19 protein-coding genes are annotated in these 20,601 nt (G+C 66.0%); 8 read left to right on the forward strand and 11 right to left on the reverse strand.

Annotated features, from left to right (window positions below; all coding sequences use genetic code 11):
* Positions 1 to 56: 56 nt before the first annotated feature.
* The 4 genes from HMPREF3048_RS04670 to trmB are packed head-to-tail and all read right to left on the reverse strand — an operon-like array spanning position 57 to position 4,757.
* On the reverse strand, positions 57 to 1,022 hold the full coding sequence (locus HMPREF3048_RS04670) for a lysylphosphatidylglycerol synthase transmembrane domain-containing protein (RefSeq protein WP_070771330.1): 966 nt from the start codon (positions 1,020 to 1,022) through the stop codon (positions 57 to 59).
* Entirely contained in the window at positions 1,012 to 3,303 is a 2,292-nt protein-coding gene (locus tag HMPREF3048_RS04675; protein WP_070771331.1) for an MMPL family transporter, read from the reverse strand. Before HMPREF3048_RS04675 ends, HMPREF3048_RS04670 begins: the two co-directional genes overlap by 11 nt.
* 9 nt (positions 3,304 to 3,312) lie before the next feature.
* A complete protein-coding gene (locus HMPREF3048_RS04680) occupies positions 3,313 to 3,987 on the reverse strand; it encodes an NYN domain-containing protein (RefSeq protein ID WP_070771332.1) in 675 nt (224 codons plus the stop codon).
* Positions 3,987 to 4,757: a tRNA (guanosine(46)-N7)-methyltransferase TrmB gene (trmB, locus tag HMPREF3048_RS04685; RefSeq protein ID WP_070771333.1), complete on the reverse strand. Its 771-nt coding sequence runs from the start codon at positions 4,755 to 4,757 to the stop codon at positions 3,987 to 3,989. The genes HMPREF3048_RS04680 and trmB overlap by 1 nt, the downstream gene beginning before the upstream one ends.
* A gap of 294 nt (positions 4,758 to 5,051) precedes the next feature.
* Between trmB and HMPREF3048_RS04690 the strand changes: the two genes are divergently transcribed.
* Together HMPREF3048_RS04690 and HMPREF3048_RS12065 are read left to right on the forward strand one after the other, a co-directional pair.
* Entirely contained in the window at positions 5,052 to 6,875 is a 1,824-nt protein-coding gene (locus HMPREF3048_RS04690; RefSeq protein WP_070771334.1) for a phosphoenolpyruvate carboxykinase (GTP), read from the forward strand.
* 118 nt (positions 6,876 to 6,993) lie between these two features.
* Entirely contained in the window at positions 6,994 to 7,788 is a 795-nt protein-coding gene (locus HMPREF3048_RS12065) for an Abi family protein (RefSeq protein WP_168156435.1), read from the forward strand.
* Here HMPREF3048_RS12065 and HMPREF3048_RS04695 read toward each other — a convergent pair.
* Entirely contained in the window at positions 7,785 to 8,525 is a 741-nt protein-coding gene (locus HMPREF3048_RS04695; RefSeq protein ID WP_070771335.1) for a class I SAM-dependent methyltransferase, read from the reverse strand. The genes HMPREF3048_RS12065 and HMPREF3048_RS04695 overlap by 4 nt on opposite strands.
* Positions 8,526 to 8,569: 44 nt before the next feature.
* Between HMPREF3048_RS04695 and HMPREF3048_RS04700 the strand changes: the two genes are divergently transcribed.
* From HMPREF3048_RS04700 to HMPREF3048_RS04710, 3 genes are read left to right on the forward strand one after another with little or no spacing between them, the layout of a single operon-like run.
* A complete protein-coding gene (locus HMPREF3048_RS04700) occupies positions 8,570 to 8,860 on the forward strand; it encodes a type II toxin-antitoxin system Phd/YefM family antitoxin (RefSeq protein WP_070453229.1) in 291 nt (96 codons plus the stop codon).
* Between the two features lies 1 nt (position 8,861).
* Positions 8,862 to 9,245 (forward strand): type II toxin-antitoxin system VapC family toxin, encoded by a 384-nt coding sequence (locus tag HMPREF3048_RS04705; protein ID WP_070771336.1) that lies wholly within the window; start codon positions 8,862 to 8,864, stop codon positions 9,243 to 9,245.
* Positions 9,242 to 10,306, forward strand: coding sequence for a glycosyltransferase family 4 protein (locus HMPREF3048_RS04710; protein ID WP_070771337.1), 1,065 nt, complete (start codon positions 9,242 to 9,244; stop codon positions 10,304 to 10,306). Before HMPREF3048_RS04705 ends, HMPREF3048_RS04710 begins: the two co-directional genes overlap by 4 nt.
* Here HMPREF3048_RS04710 and HMPREF3048_RS04715 read toward each other — a convergent pair.
* The 4 genes from HMPREF3048_RS04715 to HMPREF3048_RS04730 all read right to left on the reverse strand — a co-directional run bounded on the left by HMPREF3048_RS04715 (position 10,303) and on the right by HMPREF3048_RS04730 (position 13,444).
* Complete coding sequence (locus tag HMPREF3048_RS04715; RefSeq protein WP_070482232.1) at positions 10,303 to 10,755, reverse strand: DIP1984 family protein; 453 nt, start codon at positions 10,753 to 10,755, stop codon at positions 10,303 to 10,305. The genes HMPREF3048_RS04710 and HMPREF3048_RS04715 overlap by 4 nt on opposite strands.
* A 339-nt stretch (positions 10,756 to 11,094) precedes the next feature.
* Positions 11,095 to 11,337, reverse strand: coding sequence for a three-helix bundle dimerization domain-containing protein (locus HMPREF3048_RS04720; protein ID WP_246818849.1), 243 nt, complete (start codon positions 11,335 to 11,337; stop codon positions 11,095 to 11,097).
* A 105-nt stretch (positions 11,338 to 11,442) separates the two neighbouring features.
* Positions 11,443 to 12,705, reverse strand: coding sequence for an MmpA family trehalose lipid delivery protein (locus HMPREF3048_RS04725; RefSeq protein ID WP_246818850.1), 1,263 nt, complete (start codon positions 12,703 to 12,705; stop codon positions 11,443 to 11,445).
* Positions 12,706 to 12,796: 91 nt separating this feature from the next.
* Positions 12,797 to 13,444 (reverse strand): porin PorA family protein, encoded by a 648-nt coding sequence (locus HMPREF3048_RS04730; RefSeq protein WP_070771340.1) that lies wholly within the window; start codon positions 13,442 to 13,444, stop codon positions 12,797 to 12,799.
* 37 nt (positions 13,445 to 13,481) lie between these two features.
* On the opposite strand from HMPREF3048_RS04730, the gene HMPREF3048_RS04735 reads away from it, so the two are divergent.
* Positions 13,482 to 14,537 (forward strand): acyltransferase family protein, encoded by a 1,056-nt coding sequence (locus tag HMPREF3048_RS04735; protein ID WP_246818851.1) that lies wholly within the window; start codon positions 13,482 to 13,484, stop codon positions 14,535 to 14,537.
* Here the strand turns inward: HMPREF3048_RS04735 and HMPREF3048_RS04740 are convergent.
* Both HMPREF3048_RS04740 and HMPREF3048_RS04745 read right to left on the reverse strand, forming a co-directional pair.
* A complete protein-coding gene (locus tag HMPREF3048_RS04740; RefSeq protein ID WP_070771342.1) occupies positions 14,444 to 17,356 on the reverse strand; it encodes an alpha-(1->3)-arabinofuranosyltransferase domain-containing protein in 2,913 nt (970 codons plus the stop codon). The genes HMPREF3048_RS04735 and HMPREF3048_RS04740 overlap by 94 nt on opposite strands.
* A 6-nt stretch (positions 17,357 to 17,362) precedes the next feature.
* Positions 17,363 to 17,569: a DUF2613 domain-containing protein gene (locus tag HMPREF3048_RS04745; RefSeq protein ID WP_070771353.1), complete on the reverse strand. Its 207-nt coding sequence runs from the start codon at positions 17,567 to 17,569 to the stop codon at positions 17,363 to 17,365.
* Positions 17,570 to 17,647: 78 nt separating this feature from the next.
* On the opposite strand from HMPREF3048_RS04745, the gene HMPREF3048_RS04750 reads away from it, so the two are divergent.
* Positions 17,648 to 18,850 carry a glycoside hydrolase family 3 N-terminal domain-containing protein gene (locus tag HMPREF3048_RS04750; protein WP_070771343.1) on the forward strand — a complete coding sequence of 401 codons (1,203 nt, stop codon included), beginning with the start codon at positions 17,648 to 17,650 and terminating at the stop codon, positions 18,848 to 18,850.
* 159 nt (positions 18,851 to 19,009) lie between these two features.
* The gene (locus HMPREF3048_RS04755) at positions 19,010 to 20,581 is read left to right on the forward strand and encodes a VanW family protein (protein ID WP_083316755.1); all 1,572 of its coding nucleotides are present in this window, start codon (positions 19,010 to 19,012) and stop codon (positions 20,579 to 20,581) included.
* The last annotated feature ends 20 nt before the right edge of the window (positions 20,582 to 20,601 follow it).

Consider the following 20,601-nt stretch of genomic DNA (forward strand, 5'->3'; position numbering starts at 1 on the left):
ATTTCAACCTAAAGCGCCGGCCAAACTTGCGCAACGGCCCTGTGGATAACTCGCGATTATGCCGTTGGTTTATCCACACGCCCCAGGTAGACGGCGGAATAGACGATCCAGCCGATGGCGGTCACGAGCGCAAACGAGATGGCGCGGTAGATGACGGTGGCTGCGGTGGCGTCGGCAAGCGAGAGCCCCCCGGCGACGAGCATGCCCACCGCAACGGGCTCCACCGTGCCCAAGCCGCCAGGCGTGACCTGGGCGGATCCCGCGAGTTTGGTCATGATGAACGCCAAGCAAATACCCGATAGCGAAATGCTTGACGACGACACCGCCCACACCGCACACACCATCGTCGCCAAGTCGAGCAGCCGGTTACACAGCGACAACCCGGCAGCGCCCGCGAAGGCGGGGGCGGAGATACGGATGGCGGAGACCTGGTCGATCACGGACACAGCGCGCTCGTGCACGCGCGAGGGCAGAAACCGCACCCAGCGCTTGAGCACCGCGGGGTTGAGCGTCGCCCAGAACACTGCGGCGATGGTCAGCGCGGCCGCCACCAGCGACAGCACGAGCGACGTCACCGACAGGTCGGCACCCAGCAGCACCACGGCGACGATGCCGATGAGCACCAGCCATACCGTGGACAGCGCACCGGAGACGACGAAGAACCACCCACACAGCCCCGTCGACGCCCCCCACGAGCGGTGCACCCGGTACGTCAGCCACGCCGACAGCGCGGGCCCGCCCGGCACGGTGGTGGACCACGCGTTAGAGGCGAACACGATCGCGTTGGTGCTCGCCACCCCCGTGATGCGCCCTTCGACGTTGAGCAGGATCTGCATCACCCCGGCCATCGCCACTAACGCCAGCAAGGCTGTGACCACCGTGCCCAACAGCGGCGGCGGCGAAGCAGACCGGACGGCGCGCCAGACGTCGCCGAAGAACGGCATCTGGTCGCGAAGCACCACCAGCACCACCACGACCAGAACGACCGGGGCGAGCCAGCGCAGCCAGGTCCTAGCGTTCAAGTTCTTTCTTCTTCAGCTGCTCGAGGGCGCGGCGCTGCTCGATGTCGCGCATGAGTTCGCTAAACGGCACCAGCGTCGCGTCCTCTTCGACGGAGACGCCGGCGCGGCCGGGCAGGGTGTCAACGACCATGTGCTCGATGGGGGTTTCGGTGGGTGGTGTCGTCGATACGCCAGAGCCCTCGCCGAGTGCACCCGCGGCACGTTTGACCCAGCGTGGCGCCCACCAGTTGTCCTCGCGCAGCAGGTGCATCACGCCGGGCACGAGCAGCAGGCGGATGATTGTCGCGTCGAGGGCGAGCGAGAAGATCATGCCGTAGGCGATGTACTTCATCATCACGATGTCCGACAGGGCGAACGCGGCGGCGACCACGATCATGATGGCGGCCGCGGCGGTGATAATCCCACCGGTATGGGCGGTGCCGTCCTTGATGGCGTCGTCGGTACGTGCACCGTCCTGGCGGGCCTCCACCATGCGGGAGACCAGGAACACCTCGTAGTCGGTGGATAGGCCGTAAAGGATGGCGACGATGAGCACCAGGATCGGGCTCATCAGCGGACCCGGCGTGAAGTTGAGCACCCCTGCGCCGAGCCCGTCGACGAACACGGCGGTGAGGAAGCCGAGGGTGGCGCCGATGCCGAGGATGTTCATGATCACGGCCTTCGCCGGCAGGATCAGCGACCCGAACACGAGCGCCATGAGCAGGAACGTCGCGAGCACCATGTAAACGCCCATCCACGGCAGGCGCTCCAGCAGCGCTTCGATGGATTCGACTTCCATGGCGGGGGTGCCGCCGACGTAGGTGGTTACGCCCTCCGGCACGTCAATCTGACGCAATTGCTTGACGACGTCCGCCCCACCGTCCCTGTTCTCCAGCGGTGCCGACAGCACCGTGATGTCGCCTTCGGTGGGGTAGTCGGGCTTGAGCGGGCGGGTGAAGCCGTCGATGGCGCGGGTCTGCATGACGATCTGGCCGAGCTGCGCGTTGTCGGCACCCTGGACCACGAGTTTCACCGGGTCGGTGCGGAAGGCGGGGAACTCTTCGTTGAACTCGTCCTGCGCTTGGCGGGTGACCTGGTTGGGCGGCAGGTAGGTTTCGTTGATGCCGCCGAACGCGATGCCGACAATCGGCACGGTTAGGGCGATGAGTAGCGCCGCCACCCCGACGACAACGGGGCGGGCGTGGCGCATCGCCCAGGCGGGGATCTTGTACCAGACCGTATCTTCCATGCTGCGCTCTTTGCGACGACGCACGGACAGGAAATCGATCTTGGTGCCCAGCATGCTAAATAGCGCCGGCAGCACCGCCACCGAAATCACCGCGGCGAGCACCACCGCGCTGATCGCACCGTAGGCAACCGACTTGAGGAACGCCTGCGGGAACATGAGCAGGCCCGACAGCGCGACGCCGACCATGAGGGCGGAGAAGAACACCGTCTTGCCCGCCGTGTTGGTGGTCACGGCGACGGCCTCTTCGGTGTCCAGCCCGCGGTCGAGTTCTTCGCGGAAGCGCGACACCATAAACAGGCCGTAGTCAATGGCAAGACCCAGGCCGAGCAGCGTGATGATCGACTGGGAGAAAATGTTGACCTGCTGGAACTGCGCCAGCACCGCCAGCAGTGACAAGGAGCCGATGATGGACAGGATGCCCACGATCAGCGGCATCGCCGCGGCCATCACGCCGCCGAAGACGAACAGCAGGATGATGGCGACGAACACCAGGCCGATCTTTTCGGCACGTGCGATGTCGTCGGCCATGCCGGTGTCCAACGCGTCGGCCACGGCGGTGGCGCCGGCGATCTGGGCGGTGCCGCCAGGGACCTCCAGCGCCTCGAGCGCGGGCTGGATGGTGCGGAAGTCCTTCAGCGTCTGCTCGCCGTCGCCCTTCAGCCCGATCGCGGCGAACGCCTTGGTGTGATCGGCGTTGACCAGTTGCGGGTTGGGCCGCTCGAAGTAACTGGTGATGTGCGCGATCTGGTTAGGGTGCTGCGCCTTGAGCTCCCCCAACTGTGCATTCACCTTATCGACGACCTCCGGCCTGTCCACCCCATCCAGCGCCGTCACCAGCAGGATCACGTCGCCGGAGTTGTCGCGGCCGAACGTGTCGTATTCGATCTGCGCCGCCGTCGTCGAATCCGCGCCCGGGTCTTCCCAGCCTTCTTGGGAGAGGCGGTCGGCGAGTTTGGATCCGAACAGCACTTGCATCAGCAGGATCAACGCGATGACGATGACCGGGATGATGCGGCGGTGGCGGTAGGCGAAGTGGCCCCACTTGTAAAACACGGCGGGCTCCTAGTCTTTCGGGTTGTGCAAAAGCGCCTTGAGCGGGCGGAACGGCTGCAGCCAGGCGCCCTCGTCCGGCAGTTTGTCCAGGTGGACGCGCGGCAGCGGGTTTTGGAACACGCCCGGGATGTCTTCGAGGTCCACGAAGGTGACGTCGGGGGAGTTCACGGCCCAGGAGGCGTGTTCGTGGAAGCCGAGGACGGTGACGGGGATGTTGTCGTCGACAAGTTCTTGCAGGAGCTCTTGGAAGTTTTGTCCGTCTGCGGATGCGACGACAACGCCTTGGAGCACGCCTTCTTTACGACGACGCTCTATGTGGTCGATCATGTCACCGTCCACATCCGAGTCTTCCTCGCTCTTCGGCTTAGCAAAGACGGCGAAACCGACGTTGCGCAGCGCCTCCACCCACGGGCGGATCGAGTCTGCGCCGGCGGGGGAGACGTTGGTGAACACGGTGGCTTCCGGCTCGACGTCGTAGCCGAGTTCGTCGGAGCGGTCGGCGGCGAGGTCGATGAGCCAGCGGCCGATGGCGTCGAAACGCGGACGGTGCGCCGCAGTCGGGCGGCCACCCAGGATCGCGCCGAGGCCCATGTCCAGGTTCGGGGCGTCCCACACCAGCAGGTAGCTCTCCGGCCCGGCCGGCGCACCCGGGGTGTAGGGGTGGGTCATTGCCTGCAGGTCCATTACTTCTTCTCCCACAGGTACTCGCGGATCACGTGATCCTTGTCCAGGCCCTTGCCTTCGAACTTGGTGATCACCTGGCGGTCCGTCAGCATCGGCGCCTCGTCCCATGGCCAGCCCTTGTACTCCAGCATCGGCTCCACGTTCACGAGTTCGTCGATCCACTCGGCGTAGTCGGCGTGGTCGGTGGCCACGTGCAGCACGCCGCCCGGCTTCAGGCGCGTAGCGATGAGGTTGAGGGTGCCGGATTGGATGATGCGGCGCTTGTGGTGGCGCGCCTTCGGCCACGGGTCCGGGAAGAAGATGCGCACGCCGTCCAGGGATTCCTCGCCAAACATGCGGGCCAGGACCTCCACGCCGTCGCCGCGCACCATGCGAATGTTGTCGATGCCACCACGCACCACCGCGCCCAGCAACTTCGCCAAACCCGGCTTGTACAGCTCCACGGCAACCACGTTGGTGTCCGCCTCGAGCGGGGCCATCGCCGCGGTGGAGGTGCCGGTGCCGGAGCCGATCTCCACGATGGTGGGGTGGCCGGAGCGGCCAAACCAGTCGTCGATATCAATGCGTTCGTCCGACCCCTCCGCCAACACCTTGCCCAGGCGTGGCCAGTGCTCGTTGAACAAGGCCTCCTGGTTATCGGTCAGCGTGCCGCGACGAAACGTCACGGACCCCAAACGCGGGTAATCCAGGCCGGTTTCAAAATCAGTTTGCAATGGGCGGCCAGCGGGCAACTCGCCCGTGCCCGACCGCGTGTTTTCAGAATTATTCATCGTGTTTATTGTCCATATGAACAGGTCAAACGCAAGTGTCCCGGCGAGGGGTGAGGGGCCGGGTTGTCACCCCCGTGTCGTCGATACGCATGAGCCCCCGACGGGGGTAGCGCGTTACCCCCGCCCAAAGTGTTATGAGTGCTCGGGCGTACTGGTTATATCCACTATGCTGTGGAAGTGCCCAAGGTTTGGCTTGAAGAACACACATTTCGATACTCTTGGGGCAAAACGCAACGATTATTGGGGTTGCCGTGCGCCACGCACTGGCAATAACCAGTTACACAAGGAGTGCACATGACCGCCGAAGTTAAGCGCCTGGAGGGCCAAGCCCCCACCGACAACGAACAGCTCATCGACTGGATTAACGAAGCCGTCGACCTGTTCGAGCCGGAGAAGGTGGTCTTCGCAGACGGCTCCGACGAGGAATGGAACCGCCTGGCCGACGAACTCGTCACCGCCGGCACGCTAATCAAACTCAATGAGGAAAAGCGCCCCAACTCCTACCTGGCGCGCTCCAACCCCTCCGACGTCGCCCGCGTCGAGTCCCGCACCTTCATCGCCACCGAAAACGAAGAAGATGCCGGCCCGACCAACAACTGGATGAAGCCCGAAGCGCTCAAGGAAGAAATGCTCGAGCACTTCGCCGGATCCATGCGTGGCCGCACCATGTACGTTGTCCCGTTCTGCATGGGCCCGATCTCCGACCCGGACCCGAAGCTTGGCGTGCAGCTCACCGACTCCGCTTACGTGGTTATGTCCATGCGCATCATGACCCGCATGGGCACCCAGGCGCTGGACAAGATCCAGGGTGACAACTTCGTCCACTGCCTCCACTCCGTTGGCGCCCCGCTCGAGCCGGGTCAGGAAGACGTGGCCTGGCCGTGCAACGACACGAAGTACATTTCCCAGTTCCCAGAGACCAAGGAAATCTGGTCCTACGGCTCCGGCTACGGCGGCAACGCCATCTTGGCCAAGAAGTGCTACGCCCTGCGCATCGCATCTGTGATGGGGAAGGAAGAGGGCTGGATGGCTGAGCACATGCTCATCCTGAAGCTCACCAACCCGGAGGGCAAGAAGTACCACGTTGCCGCTGCATTCCCGTCCGCTTGCGGCAAGACCAACCTGGCCATGCTCACCCCGACCCTGCCGGGCTGGGAGGCCGAGGTTGTTGGCGACGACATTGCGTGGATGAAGCTGCGCGAAGACGGCCTCTACGCCGTCAACCCGGAGAACGGTTTCTTCGGCGTCGCCCCTGGCACGAACTTCGCCTCCAACCCGATCGCCATGAAGAGCATGGAGCCGGGCAATGTGCTGTTCACCAACGTCGCTCTTACCGACGACGGCGACGTCTGGTGGGAAGGCATGGACGGCGAAAAGCCGGCGCACCTGATCGACTGGCGCGGCGAAGACTGGAACCCGGACTCCACCAGCAAGGCCGCCCACCCGAACTCCCGCTACTGCGTGGCCATCGAGCAGTGCCCGACCGCAGCGCCGGAGTTCGAGGACTGGCAGGGTGTGAAGATCGATGCCATCCTCTTCGGTGGCCGCCGCCCCGACACCGTCCCGCTGGTCACCCAGGCGCACGACTGGGAGCATGGCACCATGATCGGCGCGATGCTCTCCTCCGGCCAGACCGCAGCCTCTGCCGAGGCGAACGTCGGCTCCCTGCGCCACGACCCGATGGCGATGCTGCCGTTCATGGGCTACAACGTGGGCGACTACTTCCAGCACTGGCTCGACATGGGTAAGAAGGGCGGCGACCGCATGCCGTCGATCTTCCTGGTCAACTGGTTCCGCCGCGGCGAGGACGGCCGCTTCCTGTGGCCGGGCTTCGGCGAGAACTCCCGCGTGCTCAAGTGGGTCATCGACCGTATCGAGGGCAACGTCGAGGCTGAGGAGTCCGTCGTGGGCTACACTGCCCGCGCCGAGGACCTGGACCTTGATGGTCTGGACACCCCGATCGAGGACATCCGCGAGGCACTCACCGCCGATCCGGAACTGTGGAAGGAAGACGTCGCGGATTCCCGCCGTTACCTCGAGAGCCTCGGCTCCCGCATCCCGCAGGAGATCTTCGACCAGTTGAAGAAGCTCGACGAGCGCATCCACGCCGCGAAGTAACCCCTTGCCCGCCCACGGGGTGATGCTGTAACATCGCCCGTGGAAAACTTCAGACAAGATCTGTTGTTAATTTTGCAGGATGCCCGCCGCGAGGCGGGCATTTTGTTATGCTCACGGCATGGTGGGTGAAATGCTTGGGGGATTGAGTGACGCTCGTGTTCGGTCATACCGCATGGTTATTGTGGGAGAGACTGGGAGAAGCGCAGACAGCATCTCTGATCGCTCAGTTCAATCCTTGTATCTGTGGCAAAGTGCAATTGCTTCGGCTTGGTATGAGGCGCTTTCGGTCTTCGAGCCTGTGCTGAGAAATCGTATTGACGCATCTTTAAGGTCGTGGAACCAAGCGCAAAGCAGTACTGAAGATTGGCTTGAGAACCCGGCTCGTCCACTTAGAAAAGTAGTGGAGCGCATGGCAACGGACGCACGGAATGCAGCGGAACGTAGCGCTCGGCGCAGACCTCGGAATCATCCCCGATTTAAGGCTCCGGTGACATTGGATGACAGGGTTTCGCAGCTCTCGTTTGGGAATCTAAGTGCTCTTTTCCCGTTGCATCCACCGGCTAATCGTGCGGATTTCGCGACAGGATTTTCAGCAAAAGAGAACCTTTGGATTCATGCACTGGTGGGTGGTTTCCCCGGGTTGACATCGAAGCTTGTTGAACGGCACCGTTCGAGCATTTCACCTCTAGTTCCCGCTCAAGTTGAGAATGGGTATGCGGTGGCGGTTGCTTTAGAACAGTTGCGTCGGCTCCGGAACCGTGTAAGTCATCAGGAACAGATTCTTAACGTTGACCACCAGGAACGGTTGGCAGACATGTATGCCTTGGTCCATGCAATGTCTCCCCAAACACTCGGTGTGATGAAGAAGATGGATCGAATACAGCGCACTCTGCTGTTGAGGCCCCAGTATTAGCCGCGCAGGACGAGGACGAGGTTTGAGACGGCGAACTCGCGCAGCACCGGCACGCGGGTGACCCACCACGCCCACGCTGGGTGGTAGCGGGGGAAGGCGGCGGCGAGGCGTCCGGTGGCTTCGGCCCATTCGAGGCCTTCGCGTGCGGAGACGGCGAAGAGTGTTTCGCCGAAGCGGTTCTTCGGTTCGTGCCCGTGCACTTTTGCGTATCGACGACGCGCGTACTCCCCGCCTACGTAGTGCTGCCACAGGCCTGTCTCGTGCCCGCCGAATGGCCCGAGCCACACCGTGTAGCTGAGCACCACAAGCCCGCCGGGTTTGGCTACGCGTAGCATTTCTTCGCCCATGGTCTGCCAGTTCGGGATGTGCTCGGCGACGTTGGAGGAGTACACGACGTCGAAGGAGTCGTCGGCAAATGGCAGGGCTGCGCCGTCGCCGCGTACGGAGCCAAACCCGGACAGGCCGGCGGCGGACATTTCGGAGACGCTGGGTTCGAGGCCGACGTAGAAGCAGTCGGCGAATTCTTCGGCGAAGTACCCGGGGCCCCCGCCGACGTCCAGGACGGATTGGTTGGTGATGGGAGGTAGGGAAATGTCGTTGGCGAGGGCGTCGATAAGCATCCGCGTGTCGCGCGCGAGGGAGGAGTAGAACACGCGCGGGCGGAACTGCTCGTAGGGGAACGAGCGCAGCAGCCGCAGTGAGCGGCGGAGCGTGGCCATCCGGCGGGTGTGGTGCATTCGCGCAATGTTAGCACTGTAGCAACCGTGCTACGCTCCGGCGTATGGCACATCCGGAATGGGACGAATCGCTGGTGGAGCGCAGGATCTCCCAGCGCGAGCTGCGCAATGATTCGGCGAAGATCCTGCGTGAGGTGCGTGCAGGGCGCAGTTTCGTGGTGACGAACAACGGCGAGCCGGTCGGGCGCCTGATGCCTCTCGACGACCCGCAGCCACGCCTGGCCATTACCCGTCCGGCGACCCGGGTGGGTGGTTGGCTCGACCTTCCGGTGCCGCAGGTGGAGGGCGAGTCGCTGGCGGATGCGCTCGACGATATGCGCGCGGACAGGTACTGACATGCGCAGGGTGTACGCCGGCACGTCGGCGATGGGCTGTCTGCTCAAGTTGGAGCCGCACACGCACGCGATGCGGCTGTGGCTCGAGGCAGGCGAATACGAGGTGGTGTCGTCGGACTTGTTGGAGATTGAGCTGCGGCGCTTGGCGGTGCGCCTCGGCCGGCCGCAGGGGGAGGCTACGATGATCTTGCGGGGAATTTCGATCGCGGAACTTGGCCGGGGGACACTACGAGCGGCGAGTATGTTGCCGATGCCGTATTTGCGTACGTTGGATGCGATTCACTTACAGGCTGCGTTGGATGTGGAGGCGGATGCGGTGTTGACGTACGACGACAGGCTCGCCGAGGCCGCCCGTGAAGTTGGGCTCGAGGTCATTGCGCCGTGAAGGTGTTGTTGTTGTGTTGGCGCGACTCCACCCACCCGCAGGGCGGCGGTTCGGAGCGCTACCTTGAACGCGTTGGGGAGTACTTGGCGGCCCAGGGCCACGAGGTGGTGTATCGGACGGCGAAGCATACGGATGCGCCGCGGCGGTCACGCCGAAACGGGGTGCGCTACGAGCGTGCCGGCGGGAAGTTCAGTGTGTACCTGGCGGCGCCGTTGTCTATCTGGCGCAACCGGCCGGATGTGGTGGTGGATACGCAGAACGGTATTCCGTTTTTCGCCCGGCTGTTTACGCGTAGGCCGGTGGTGTTGCTGACGCACCATTGCCATAAGGAGCAGTGGCCGGTGGCGGGTCCGATCATTGGCCGGTTGGGGTGGTTTTTGGAGTCGAAGGTGGCGCCGCGGGTGTATCGGGGGGCGCGGTATGTGACGGTGTCGGAGGCGTCGAGAAGCGATTTGGTGGCGCTTGGCGTGCGCGAGGGTGACATCGAGATCGTGGAGAATGGCGTGGATCCGGTGCCTGCGCATGTGCCCTCGCTTTACGACGACCACCGCACCCACCTGCTCACCCTCTCTCGTCTGGTGCCGCACAAGCGGATCGAGGAGGCGATCGACGCCGCGGCGCGGATTCCGGGCGCGGTGCTGGATGTGGTCGGTTCGGGCTGGTGGGAGGACGAGCTGCGGGCCTACGCGCAGGGCCGTGGCGATGTGGTGTTCCACGGGCACGTCTCCGAGCCGTACAAGCACGCGCTGCTGGAGCGCGCCGATGTGCACCTGCTGCCGTCGCGCAAGGAAGGCTGGGGCATTGCGGTGATTGAGGCCGCGCAGCATGGGGTGCCCACGGTGGCGTACGCGTCGGCGGGTGGGGTGGCGGATTCGATCCGCGACGGCGAAACTGGCCGCCTCGTCCAGGATGGGGACGACTTCGCCGAGGCAACCCGAGAAACACTTGAGCGCCGCGCCAGCATGGCCGAGAATGCCAAGCGTTGGGCGCAGCGCTTTTCGTGGGAGGAGACCGGCCGTAGGTTCGCGGCCGTGCTCGCGGGAGTTACTGGCAGAACTTAGATGAGCTGGGTGGTCCAGTTCAGCTGTTGGATCTTGGTGTCCAGTTCGCGGTAGGCCTTGGAGGCGTTGTCAGCCATCTCGCGGAGCGATTTCACGTCGATGGTGGGCACGAAGCGCACCTCGGAGCGGGAGTAGCGGGCGTTGGTCATGGTGCCGGCGTCGGCAACTGCGGCGTAGAGGCGGCGGGAGCGTAGCAGGGCGTCGCGGCGCGCGATGGCGTCGGTAAGCGTGGCGCCCTCGAAGGCGGTCTGCGCGTTGGTGTGGTTGATACGGCGCACAAGCGTCTCAATCTCTTGGAGCAGCTCGGCGGCTTCCTTGAGCAGTTCGGCGGGGTCCTCGACGGGCGTGTCGCCTTCCTGGATCATGGCGCCCTGGACGAGGCGTTCCTGCAGTTTGTTCAGGCGGTCTTGTGCCTCGGCGCGGCGTGCGAGTGCTTCTGCGAGCAGCATGTGTCCTCCTTGAAAGTTCTGTCCCCGTTCCCAACCCTCACGAAAGTGTCCGGGTCACCCCCAACGTCGCGGTAGTAAATAGTGCTCGGTGCAACCCTGTGGTGGGGGTTGTGCCCGTGTGCGTCGTGCAGGCCGCATGCGTTGTGCGTGTGAGCGGAATCGAACCGCTTCAGCCTTGATACGGCCACAAGGCGCCGGTGTGTGCTCCCTTTTCCCCGGGCGCGTGGGGTTGACGTTCGCTGGGTGCCGGTGTGCTTTCGCTACCGACAGTGTTAGGTGTCGAACATAGCAAAATGCCCAACCGCTGCAAAGGGGTTGGGCGTTGGGGTTTGCTGTGAGTTATGCGGCGGCCTGCGGGAAGAGGTCGCCGTCGCGGAGTCGGTCGCGCATTTCTGCTTCGACGAGGACGGGGATGAAGTCTTCGACGGTTGCGGTGCGCTTGTGTGCGCGGACGACGGCGTCGAATGCGTCGGTGATTTCGAGTGCGTCGTACTGTCCGGCGAACTCGGCGAGCAGGTCCTCGCGGATGTTACGCAGGGCGCGCTCGCGGATGATGCTGAAATCGATGTTGTTGTTGGCCACGGCTATACCTCCTTGATTCTGCGGTGCGTAACCTTTTGTTCATCTGGAGTTCACTTTAACCGCACAACACAATTCATGCAAGCTTTCAATCATGGGAGGTTCCAACTATCGGTTGCGGCGCAGCGTTGCTGGCACCGCGAGCCACAGCGCGAACAGTGCGATCCCCGCAGGTGGCAGCGGGTTCGCGGGCGCTTGCGTATCGACGACCCGCCCATCCGAACGCACAACCACCCCGATACCCATCTCGTGCAGCGCATCGGTGTCGTCGATGGCCGCTTGGGCCGCGATCCAGCGCGGTGACGGAGGGTCTACGACGACGCCGTCGACGGTAAGCGCGCCGGATTCGACCACGTTCATGGCTTTGGGGGCGGGGTCGACGGTGGGGTGGTCGTCGATAAGCGTGAGCGTCGGGCGGGATTCAAAGAGGACGTCGCGGCCGTGGTGGTTGATGGCGGGGACCTCGACGGTGGTGGGGGTGAGCGCGACGACGGCGACGGGCGCGTCGGGGACCTGCAGGAGCGCGAAGGTGAGACCGGCGAGGGCGCGGCGGGGACTCAAGGCGCCGGCGGCGGTGACCAGGGCGGGGATGGTGAGGATGAGCCACTTTTGGCTGTCGCGAAGCAGGCCGGCCCCGGGGACGTGCGCGACCACCGGCCCCAGCAGGCCCGCCCAAGATGCGAGCGCGATGCAGAAGCCGACCCCGGCGAGCACGAGTAGGCGGCGGGGCACGTCGCGCCAGGCCAGCGCGAGCAGCACGAACAGCGCGATGCCGAACAGGGCGAAGCCGGCCTCGCGGGAGGCGGGCACGGCGTGAGCGTTCCAGATTCCGCCAAGGCCTACGAGCGCGCCGAGGGTGCCGGTGAGCCCTTCGGCGCGCGGGGCGAACACCTCGGCGGACACGGCCGATGAGGTGCCGCCCGCCCCGGCGAAGATGCCTGCAACGACCCACGGCGCGCAGGTCAGCGCGGTGGTCAGAGGGCTGCGGGCCACGCACGCGGCGGCGATGGCGCCGGTCGGTGTCAGCGACGCCAACCAGTGCGCAAGCCCCGACAGCGGGTGCACGCCCAACGCCACCAGGGGCAGCAGCCAGGCCGCGGCGGCAAGCGACCACTGTCCCTGCAGCAGCCGTTCTACGACGAACGGGTTCCACACCGCCACCGTCATCGCCGCCGCCTGGCCCAGCGGGGTGCGGCCGAGTTTCCACCCCGCCCACGCGGCGGCCGCGGCGGCGGACACCATGAACACACGCAGGAACAACACCGGATACGGCAGGACGCCAAGCAGGGCGTCTTGGGGGACGTTGCGGGCGGGCAGGTCACCCCACCCCAACGAGGCGCGGGTGAGTTCCATCGCGTCGAAGACCATCATGTCCCGCAGCGCGAACGCCTCGCCGGGGACAAGAAACGGCCAGGTCAGCGCCAGAACCAGCAGGGCGCCATAGACCGGCGCCCACCACCTTTTAGCGGCGGCGCGCATAGGCCACCAGGCCAGCAATGAACGCCGCGGCCGCGATGAAGCGGGTGAGCACCGCCATGACTTGCAGGCCACGCAGCCAGGCCACGTCGCGGCGCGCGGCGTCGACAGCTGCTGCCTTGGTCTCCTCCGCAAGCACCCACTGCTCGGGCGGGCAGTCCCAGACCTCATCCAGGATGCGGCCGGTGCGGCGTTCCGCGTCGACGGTGCGCACGCAATCGTTGGACAACGCAGCGGTGTACTTGTAGGTCTGCATGCCACGCACGTTGCCGGGACCTAAGTAATCCATGGGGACGTCTTGGCCGGAGGTGGTGTCGAACAGTGGGTAGGTGCGCCGTTCCGGCTGGTAGGGCAGCAGCGGGCCGAGCCCGGCGCGGCCTTTGGCGGGGAAGGTCGTGGAGGGGTCGATAAGGAAACTGTCTACGACATCGCCGTCGACGGTTACCTCAGCCAGCATGGATTTGGGCTGTTTGGTCAGGGTGACGGTGCGGGAGCGGGTGTCGTCGAAAAGCATGGTGTACTCGCCGGGCTGCAGGGTGCGCTGCTTTGCAATCACGATGGGGGAGGCGATGTTGAGCGCGGCGCAGACGACAATGATGCCCAGGCAGATGGCTAATCGACGACGCAGGTTCACCCGCCTAACCCTACCGGGCGACTAGACTTTGCCCATCGTGAATCCAAGACCCGCTGTGTTGCCCGAGCTCGACGGCCTGCGCGCCGTGGCCGCGTACGGCATTGTGGCCACGCACGTCGCGTTTCAGACGGGGACCGGCTCGGCGGTGTTGGAGCGCTTTGACTACTTCGTGGCGGTGTTTTTCGCCCTCTCGGCGTTTTTGCTGGCGCGCGGCGGGATGCGCCCGGGCTACTACTCGCGGCGCGTTGCCCGCCTGGTGCCGGCGTACGTGGTGTGCGTGGCGGTGGTGCTGCTTGCGCTGCCGCCGCTCGCGGGGGTCAGCGCAACGCAGGTGGTGGCGAATGTGCTGTTGGTGCAGGTTTATGTGCCGCACGCGCTTATCGACGGCCTCACCCAAATGTGGTCGCTGTGCATCGAAGTCGCCTTCTACATCGTGCTGCCGCTGTACCTGCGGCTGGGCGCGCGGGGCCGGTACGTGGCGCTGGCGGTCGCAGTGGCACTCGGGTTCGTGTGGCCGTGGGCGGTCTCGGGCATTGCGGACCCGGCGGTGCTGAACCTGCAGATCTGGCCGCCGTCCTACGCGCTGTGGTTTGCGGTCGGGTTGGTGCTCGCCGAATTGGAGCGCGCCGGGGTGCGCTACGCAGGACCCCGCTGGCCGTTTGTGCTGCTGGCGTTGCCGGTGGCGTGGGTGGCGGGCGTGATCGGCCCGCGTGGCCTGGAGCACCCGAGCCCGCTGGAGTTCAACGTGCGGATAGTCCTCGGCGCGGTGTTCGCCGCCCTGCTCGTGGCGCCCTTTGCGCTGGGGCAGAGGTTTGAGGGGACGGTGCTGTCGTCGAAAAGTATGCGCACGCTCGGCCACTGGTCCTACTCGGTGTTTTTGTGGCACATGGCGGTGCTGTACTTCGTGTTCCCCATACTCGGCGTGCCCATGTTTTCGGGGCACTTCGTGCTGATCTTTGCGACGACCACCCTCCTGAGCACCGCCGTCGCCTACATCTCTTACGAATTGGTGGAGGTACCCGGCGCGCGGCTGGTCAGGCAGGCCACGGCGAAGCAGGCGGCGAGAACGAGGAAGGTCGACGAGCCGGCGTAGTTCGCCGCCGGCCAGGGCGCACGTGCAAGCACGAGGCCGCACACGGTCATGGTGGCGGCGGCCAGGTGCGGCATCGGGATCACGGTGAAGCGGCGCACCAGCCACGCAAGCGCCACGGCGGCCGCGCCGGGCAGGGGTGCCACGGCGATGACGGCCACACCCGGCAGCCAGTTCGCACCGGGTGGGGGCGTGAAGCTTTCGAAGCGGCGCCACGGCACCCACAGGCACCGGGCGGTGACCAGCAGGCTCAGCAGGGTGCCGGCGACGAGCGAGTACCGGTAGGCGCCGTCGCCGGTGAAGAACATGTCGAACTCGGCGGTGGTGGTGTCTGAGGGCACGCTGGCGGGGACGCGGAAGGCCTGGGCGCCGGCGTCGATACGCATGGGCTCGAGCGGGACGCCGCCGAGGGTGGCGCGCAGGCCTTCGTTGAACGCGCGGGTGGTCAGGATCATGCGCTCGCCGGTGTGGTTGGGCAGCGGCGCGCGCGAGAGCATGACGGTTTCGGCGCGGGTGACAATCTCGTGCGTGCCGGCCTCGAGGAACACGCGGCCGGCGTGGCGCTCGCCGTCGATTGTCGCCGGATGAGAGAGCATCCATTCGCTGTCTACGGCGGTGGTGAAGCGGCGCTGGATCACGTCGGTGTCGGGGAAGCGGCGTTGGAAGAAGTAGCGGTCCGCGGTGCCCTCCACCTGGACGACGCGCGTGACGCCCACGTCGAGCTCGCGGATGCCCACGGGTTCGGTCAAGCGCACGATGGTGGCGTCGCCGCGGGTCAGGCGGCGCGGCTGGTCCTTGACCAGGGTGACGTCGCGGCAATTGTCGTGCCCGTCGCAGAGTTGCACGGTGGTGTCCGCGGTGGCGGTGAGCGAAATCTGAGGCTGCTGAGTCTGAAACTCGATCCACGCGTTGCGGTCGCCCGCCGCGGGCCACCAGGCGGTCTCGTGCAGGCCGTCGAAGGCAGCGGTGAGCGATTTCGACGGGTCCGGCCCGCCGAACGCACCGGCGTCCGCGCGTGAGGACGACGCCCGCGCGAACCCGTCCATGTCCACTCCGGTCCGGGTGCCGGCGGAGGGGTAGTCCTTCACGCGGTTGCGCACGGTGGTGTCCTCCCACTCGTACTGCAGGGTGCCGGATTGCCCGTGGATGGTGCCGTAGTTGCGCACCGCCAGCGCCGGGGTATCGGTGACGATGTCCGGGTTCTCGCTGGTCAGGCGCGCCGGGAAGTAGCCGAGTTCGCGCCACAGCAGCGCGAGCACCTCGCCGCCGCCGTCGACGGCAATCGGCGCGCGGTCGGTGTCCATGATGTCCGCATCCGGGTCCAGCAGGAAGATATCCACCTCCCCGAAGCTCGCGTCCGGCTCGCCCAGGTTCGGCGTGACGGGCTGGCGTTCCAGGTCGCGGCGCACCACCACCGCACCCACGCCGATAGAGCGCAGCGCCTGCTGATCTGCGACCGCCACCTGGCCGTCCAGCCCACGAATCGCCTCCGGATCCACCAGCGGCACCGCATCCCTAAAGGCAAAACGCGTGCTGGTCAGCGCTTGGATCGGCTCGTCGCGCGTCCACCCCCAATGCTGGCGCGCAAAGGACGCGGCGGGCACCACCAACGTGCGCGTGCCTGCGGCGTGCTCCTCCAACCACTCACCGGCCGCCACCCAGTCTTCGGAGACCTCCGACCAGGTGCCCTCCGGCAGCAGGCGCAACGACCAGGCGGGCGCGAGCGCCACCGCAGCCGCCACCGCCACCCCAACCGCCTGCGGGCGACGCACGTGCGAAGCCACAAACCCCACCCCGAGCACCAACGGCAGCCGGACCAGCGGGTCGAACTTGTGGAGATTGCGCAGCGGGGCGAGGGTGTCGTCGTAAAGCGGTGCAAGCATTGGCGACGACCCCAACACCACAAACCCCACCACAAACACCGCAAGCAGCGGGAAGCGCCACGGCATGTCGCGCCGTGCCAAGCCCGCCAGGCCGAACGCGGCGATCAGGCAGGTGGCGATGATGAACACCGGCTCCGCAACCAACAGGTGACCGGCGGCGCGCTCCGTGTCCACGAACGGGGTCCAGCTGGTGGTGCCGCGCAGGATCTCCACCGGGTTGAGCCACGCGGTGGTCACATGCGCGGACTCGATGAAGTCTGTAAACGGCGGCGAATACATGCCCAGCACCAGAAGCGGGCCGATCCACCACGCCGACACCAACACCGCACCCAGCGTGAAGCGTGCGGCCTCGCGGAAGCGGCGCAGCGCCACCAGCAGCACAAACGCCGGCAGGCACGCCGCAATGGTCGCCGTTGCGTTGACCGCACCCATGCACGCCACCGCCACCACCGCCGGCGCCACCTGCGGGCGACGCTGCACCAGCGGCACCAACGTCCACGGCACAAGCGCCACCGGCCAGGCCTCCGAAGAAATCGCCGTCAGCGTCGTCAAAATCCTTGGGCTCAACGCGTACAGCAACGCCGCGAGCACCGGCGGCCACGTACCCGTGATCCCGATGCGACGCGCCAGCACCAACGTGCCCGAATACGCCACACCCAGCAACAACGCCCACCACGCACGCTGCGTCAACCAATCCGGCAACCACCCAAACAACCAGAAAAACGCGCCCTGCGGAAACAGATACCCGTACGCCTGGTTCTGCACCTGGCCTAGCGGAAACTCATCCGTGTACGCCTGCGTCGCCCGCGCCAAAAACCGCGCCGGGTTGGCAACGAGATCAAACTTGGTGTCGGCCGCGACCTGTCCCGGCGGCTGCGCCAGCGCAAGCAGGGTCAGGACCAGCCACCTAAGAACATGGGCGCTTCTCGACGACCCCACCCAGCCCTACTTCCGCGAGCCGTACTCCGGCCCGCCAAGCACCGCATCATCAGCGGAAACGGCCGTATTATCCGGCACCGTCGACTGGCCCGACGCCGCCGCGATACCAAGCACACCGACCACGCCGAGCACAATGCCAACGACAGCGCTCGCCACAACAGGGGACGCAGCGTGGCGCTTCAGCGGCTCTGGTAGGACAACGACGTGGGACATGTCGGAAAAGGCTACCAGCAGCGAGTAGAGTAAGGGCGTTTTCACACGCCACAAAGGGGCCACAAAGGGGTCAATCACATGCGGAATCGAGCCTTCGGCGCACGCGCAGCGCACGCCACGCGTGCCGTTGCGCTTGCCGCGTGCGTTGCGCTTGCCGGATGTGGAGCCCCCGAGCCCGCGGAGGAAGCCACCCCGACCCCAGAAGCGGTGACGGCGCCGTCGACGGTGCGGGAGGGTGGGGTCGTCGATAAGCAAGAAGCTCCTGCGCTGTTAAGCCCCGCGCAACAACGCGTGCCCGAGGACCTGCGGGCGCGGGTGGCGTCGCTGATGGTGGTCGGCGTGACCAACTACGAGCAGGCGCGGTTTGCGCTGGACCAGGGTGCCGGCGGGCTGATCATCCCGAGTTGGGCGGACCCGCGGCTGCTCACCGAGTCGGGCCGCAACATCAATGCGCTGCGGGAACAGTACGAGAGGCCGTTTTCCGTCGCTATCGATTTTGAGGGCGGCCGGGTGCAGCGCCACACCAACGTGCTCGGCGAGTTCATGCCGCCGCGCGCGCTGGCCGGCACCCCGCCGGAGGTCATCCGCGGCACCGGTTGGGACATCGGCCGCTCCCTGCGCGCGCACGGCATCAACGTGGACTACGCGCCGCTGCTGGACCTCGACGTGGCCGACCTGGACGTTGTGGGCGATCGTGCCTTCCACGGCGACCCGGCCGAAGTCGTGCGGGTGGCCACGCTGTTCTCTCAGGGGCTCACCGACGCCCACGTCACCCCCACCTTCAAACACTTCCCCGGCCACGGGCGCGCCTCCGGCGACACGCACCACCAACTCGCCGTCACTCCGCCGCTGAACCAGGTCCGCGACCTAGACATGCGCCCCTATGGCCCGCTGCTGACGCAGTTCCCGCGCTCTAGCGTCATGATGGGCCACATGATCGTGCCGGGTCTTGGCCCCAACGGCGTGCCCAGCTCCATGAACCCCGAGGCCTACCGCGTGCTGCGCGAGGGCGACTACCCCGGCGGAGTGCCCTTCAACGGGGTCGTGGTCACCGATGACCTGTCCGGCATGCGGGGCATCCTCGATTACGCGCCCACCCGCGACGCCGTCGCCCGCGCCATCGCCTCCGGCGCCGACCAGGCGCTGTGGTCCACGGGTAAGGATCTGCCCGCCATCATCGACCACGTCGTGTGGTGCGTGAACAACGGCTACATCGCCGAAGACCGCATCGATGAGGCAGCCACCCGCGTGCAGCAATTGCTTATCGACGACAACCTCTAACCCGCTTTTTCAAACATCTGCATTACCCTTGTTTGGGTGACTACGGTGAAGGCAACCTCGCACAAGGCGAGCAGCAAGGGACGCGGTGGCAAGATCGCGCTCGGTGTGCTGCTCGGCATCCTCGCCATCGCGCTCGCTGTGTACCTGGCGGATCTGGCGATGCACCGCGGCAACGTCCCGCGTGGCACCACCGTCGGCGGCGTGAACATCGGTGCGATGAAACCCGACGAGGCTCGCGCGAAGCTCGAGGGCGAACTCGGCAGCGCTGCTGACAAGACCGTCGAGGTCCGCGCCGGCGACAAGACCTCCACTTTCGTGCCCGCGAAGTCCGGCCTGGACATCGACTACCAGGCCACCGTGGACGCCGCCGGCATCGAAACCGCCAACCCGATTTCGCGCCTGCGCGGCCTGTTCACCACCCAGGAGGTTGACGCGGTTCCGCGTATCGACGACACCGCCCTGAACCGCACCCTCGACCGCATCAGCGACGAACTGCACTTCGACCCCACCGACGGCACCATCCGTGTCGAAGCCGGCAAGGCCGAGACCACCAAGCCAGTCAACGGCCAGAAAGTAGAACGCGACCTGCTGCGCGAGGAAACCACCACCGGCTGGCTCAACCCGGACGGCATCGATGTCGAGCCGACCCCCGTGCCGCCCGCCATCGACGACGCTGTGATGAGCGCCGCCATGGACGGCCCCGTGCGCGCCGCTTTGGACGGCCCGCTGACCGTGACCGGTCGCGATGATCACAAGGCCGCTATCACGCAGGAGCGGCTTGGCGAGGTGGTCAGCTTCCCCAACGTCGACGGCAAGATCGCCCCGAAAGTGAACGTCGAAGCCGCGCAAGCCATCCTGGCCGAGCAGCTCGCCGAGACCGAAGTGGAGATGCAAAACGCCCGCGTGCTCACCGGCGGCGGCGTCGAACCCTCCGTCGACGGCACCGCTGTGGACTGGGAGAAAACCCTCGCCGGCTTCAACGACCGCGTCCTCGGTTCCAAGGGGCGTTCCTGGGACGCCGACTACAAGCCGGTACCCGCGGACTTCACCACCGAAGAAGCGAACAACGCCACCTTCAACGAAGTGGTCGGCTCGTTTACCACCGGCGGCTACTCGGGTGCTTCGGGCACCAACATCGCCCTGGTGGCCAACACGGTCAACGGCGCGATTGTGAACCCGGGGGAGACGTTCTCCCTCAACGGCTACACCGGCCCCCGCGGCACCGCCCAGGGCTACGTCGAATCCGGCATCATCCTCAACGGGCGTGCCGACACCGCCGTCGGCGGCGGCATTTCCCAGTTCGCCACCACCCTGTACAACGCGGCCTACTTCGCCGGCATGACCGACGTCGCCCACACCCCGCACTCCTACTACATCTCCCGCTACCCGGCCGGCCGCGAAGCCACCGTGTACGAAGGCGCCATCGACCTGCAGTTCCGCAACGACAGCCCCTACCCGGTGCGCATCGCCACCAACGTCGGCGGCGGCCAACTCACCGTCAGCCTCATGGGAGTGAATACGGTCAACGTGCAGTCCATCAACGGCGGCCGCTGGGCCCAGACCAGCCCGCAGCCGGTCAACGTGTCCGGCCCGAACTGCTCGCCGTCCGGCGGCGCACCCGGGTTCACCACCTCGGATACCCGCATTATCTACGACCTCGCCGGCAACGAACTCTCCCGTGAAACCCAGACCACCGTCTACGACCCGCAGCCCATCGTCCGCTGCGGGTAGGGGAGCGGGTGCCGCACCAC

Origin of the sequence: Corynebacterium sp. HMSC075D04 (genome assembly GCF_001815635.1) — a bacterium.
Lineage (GTDB): Bacteria > Actinomycetota > Actinomycetes > Mycobacteriales > Mycobacteriaceae > Corynebacterium > Corynebacterium coyleae.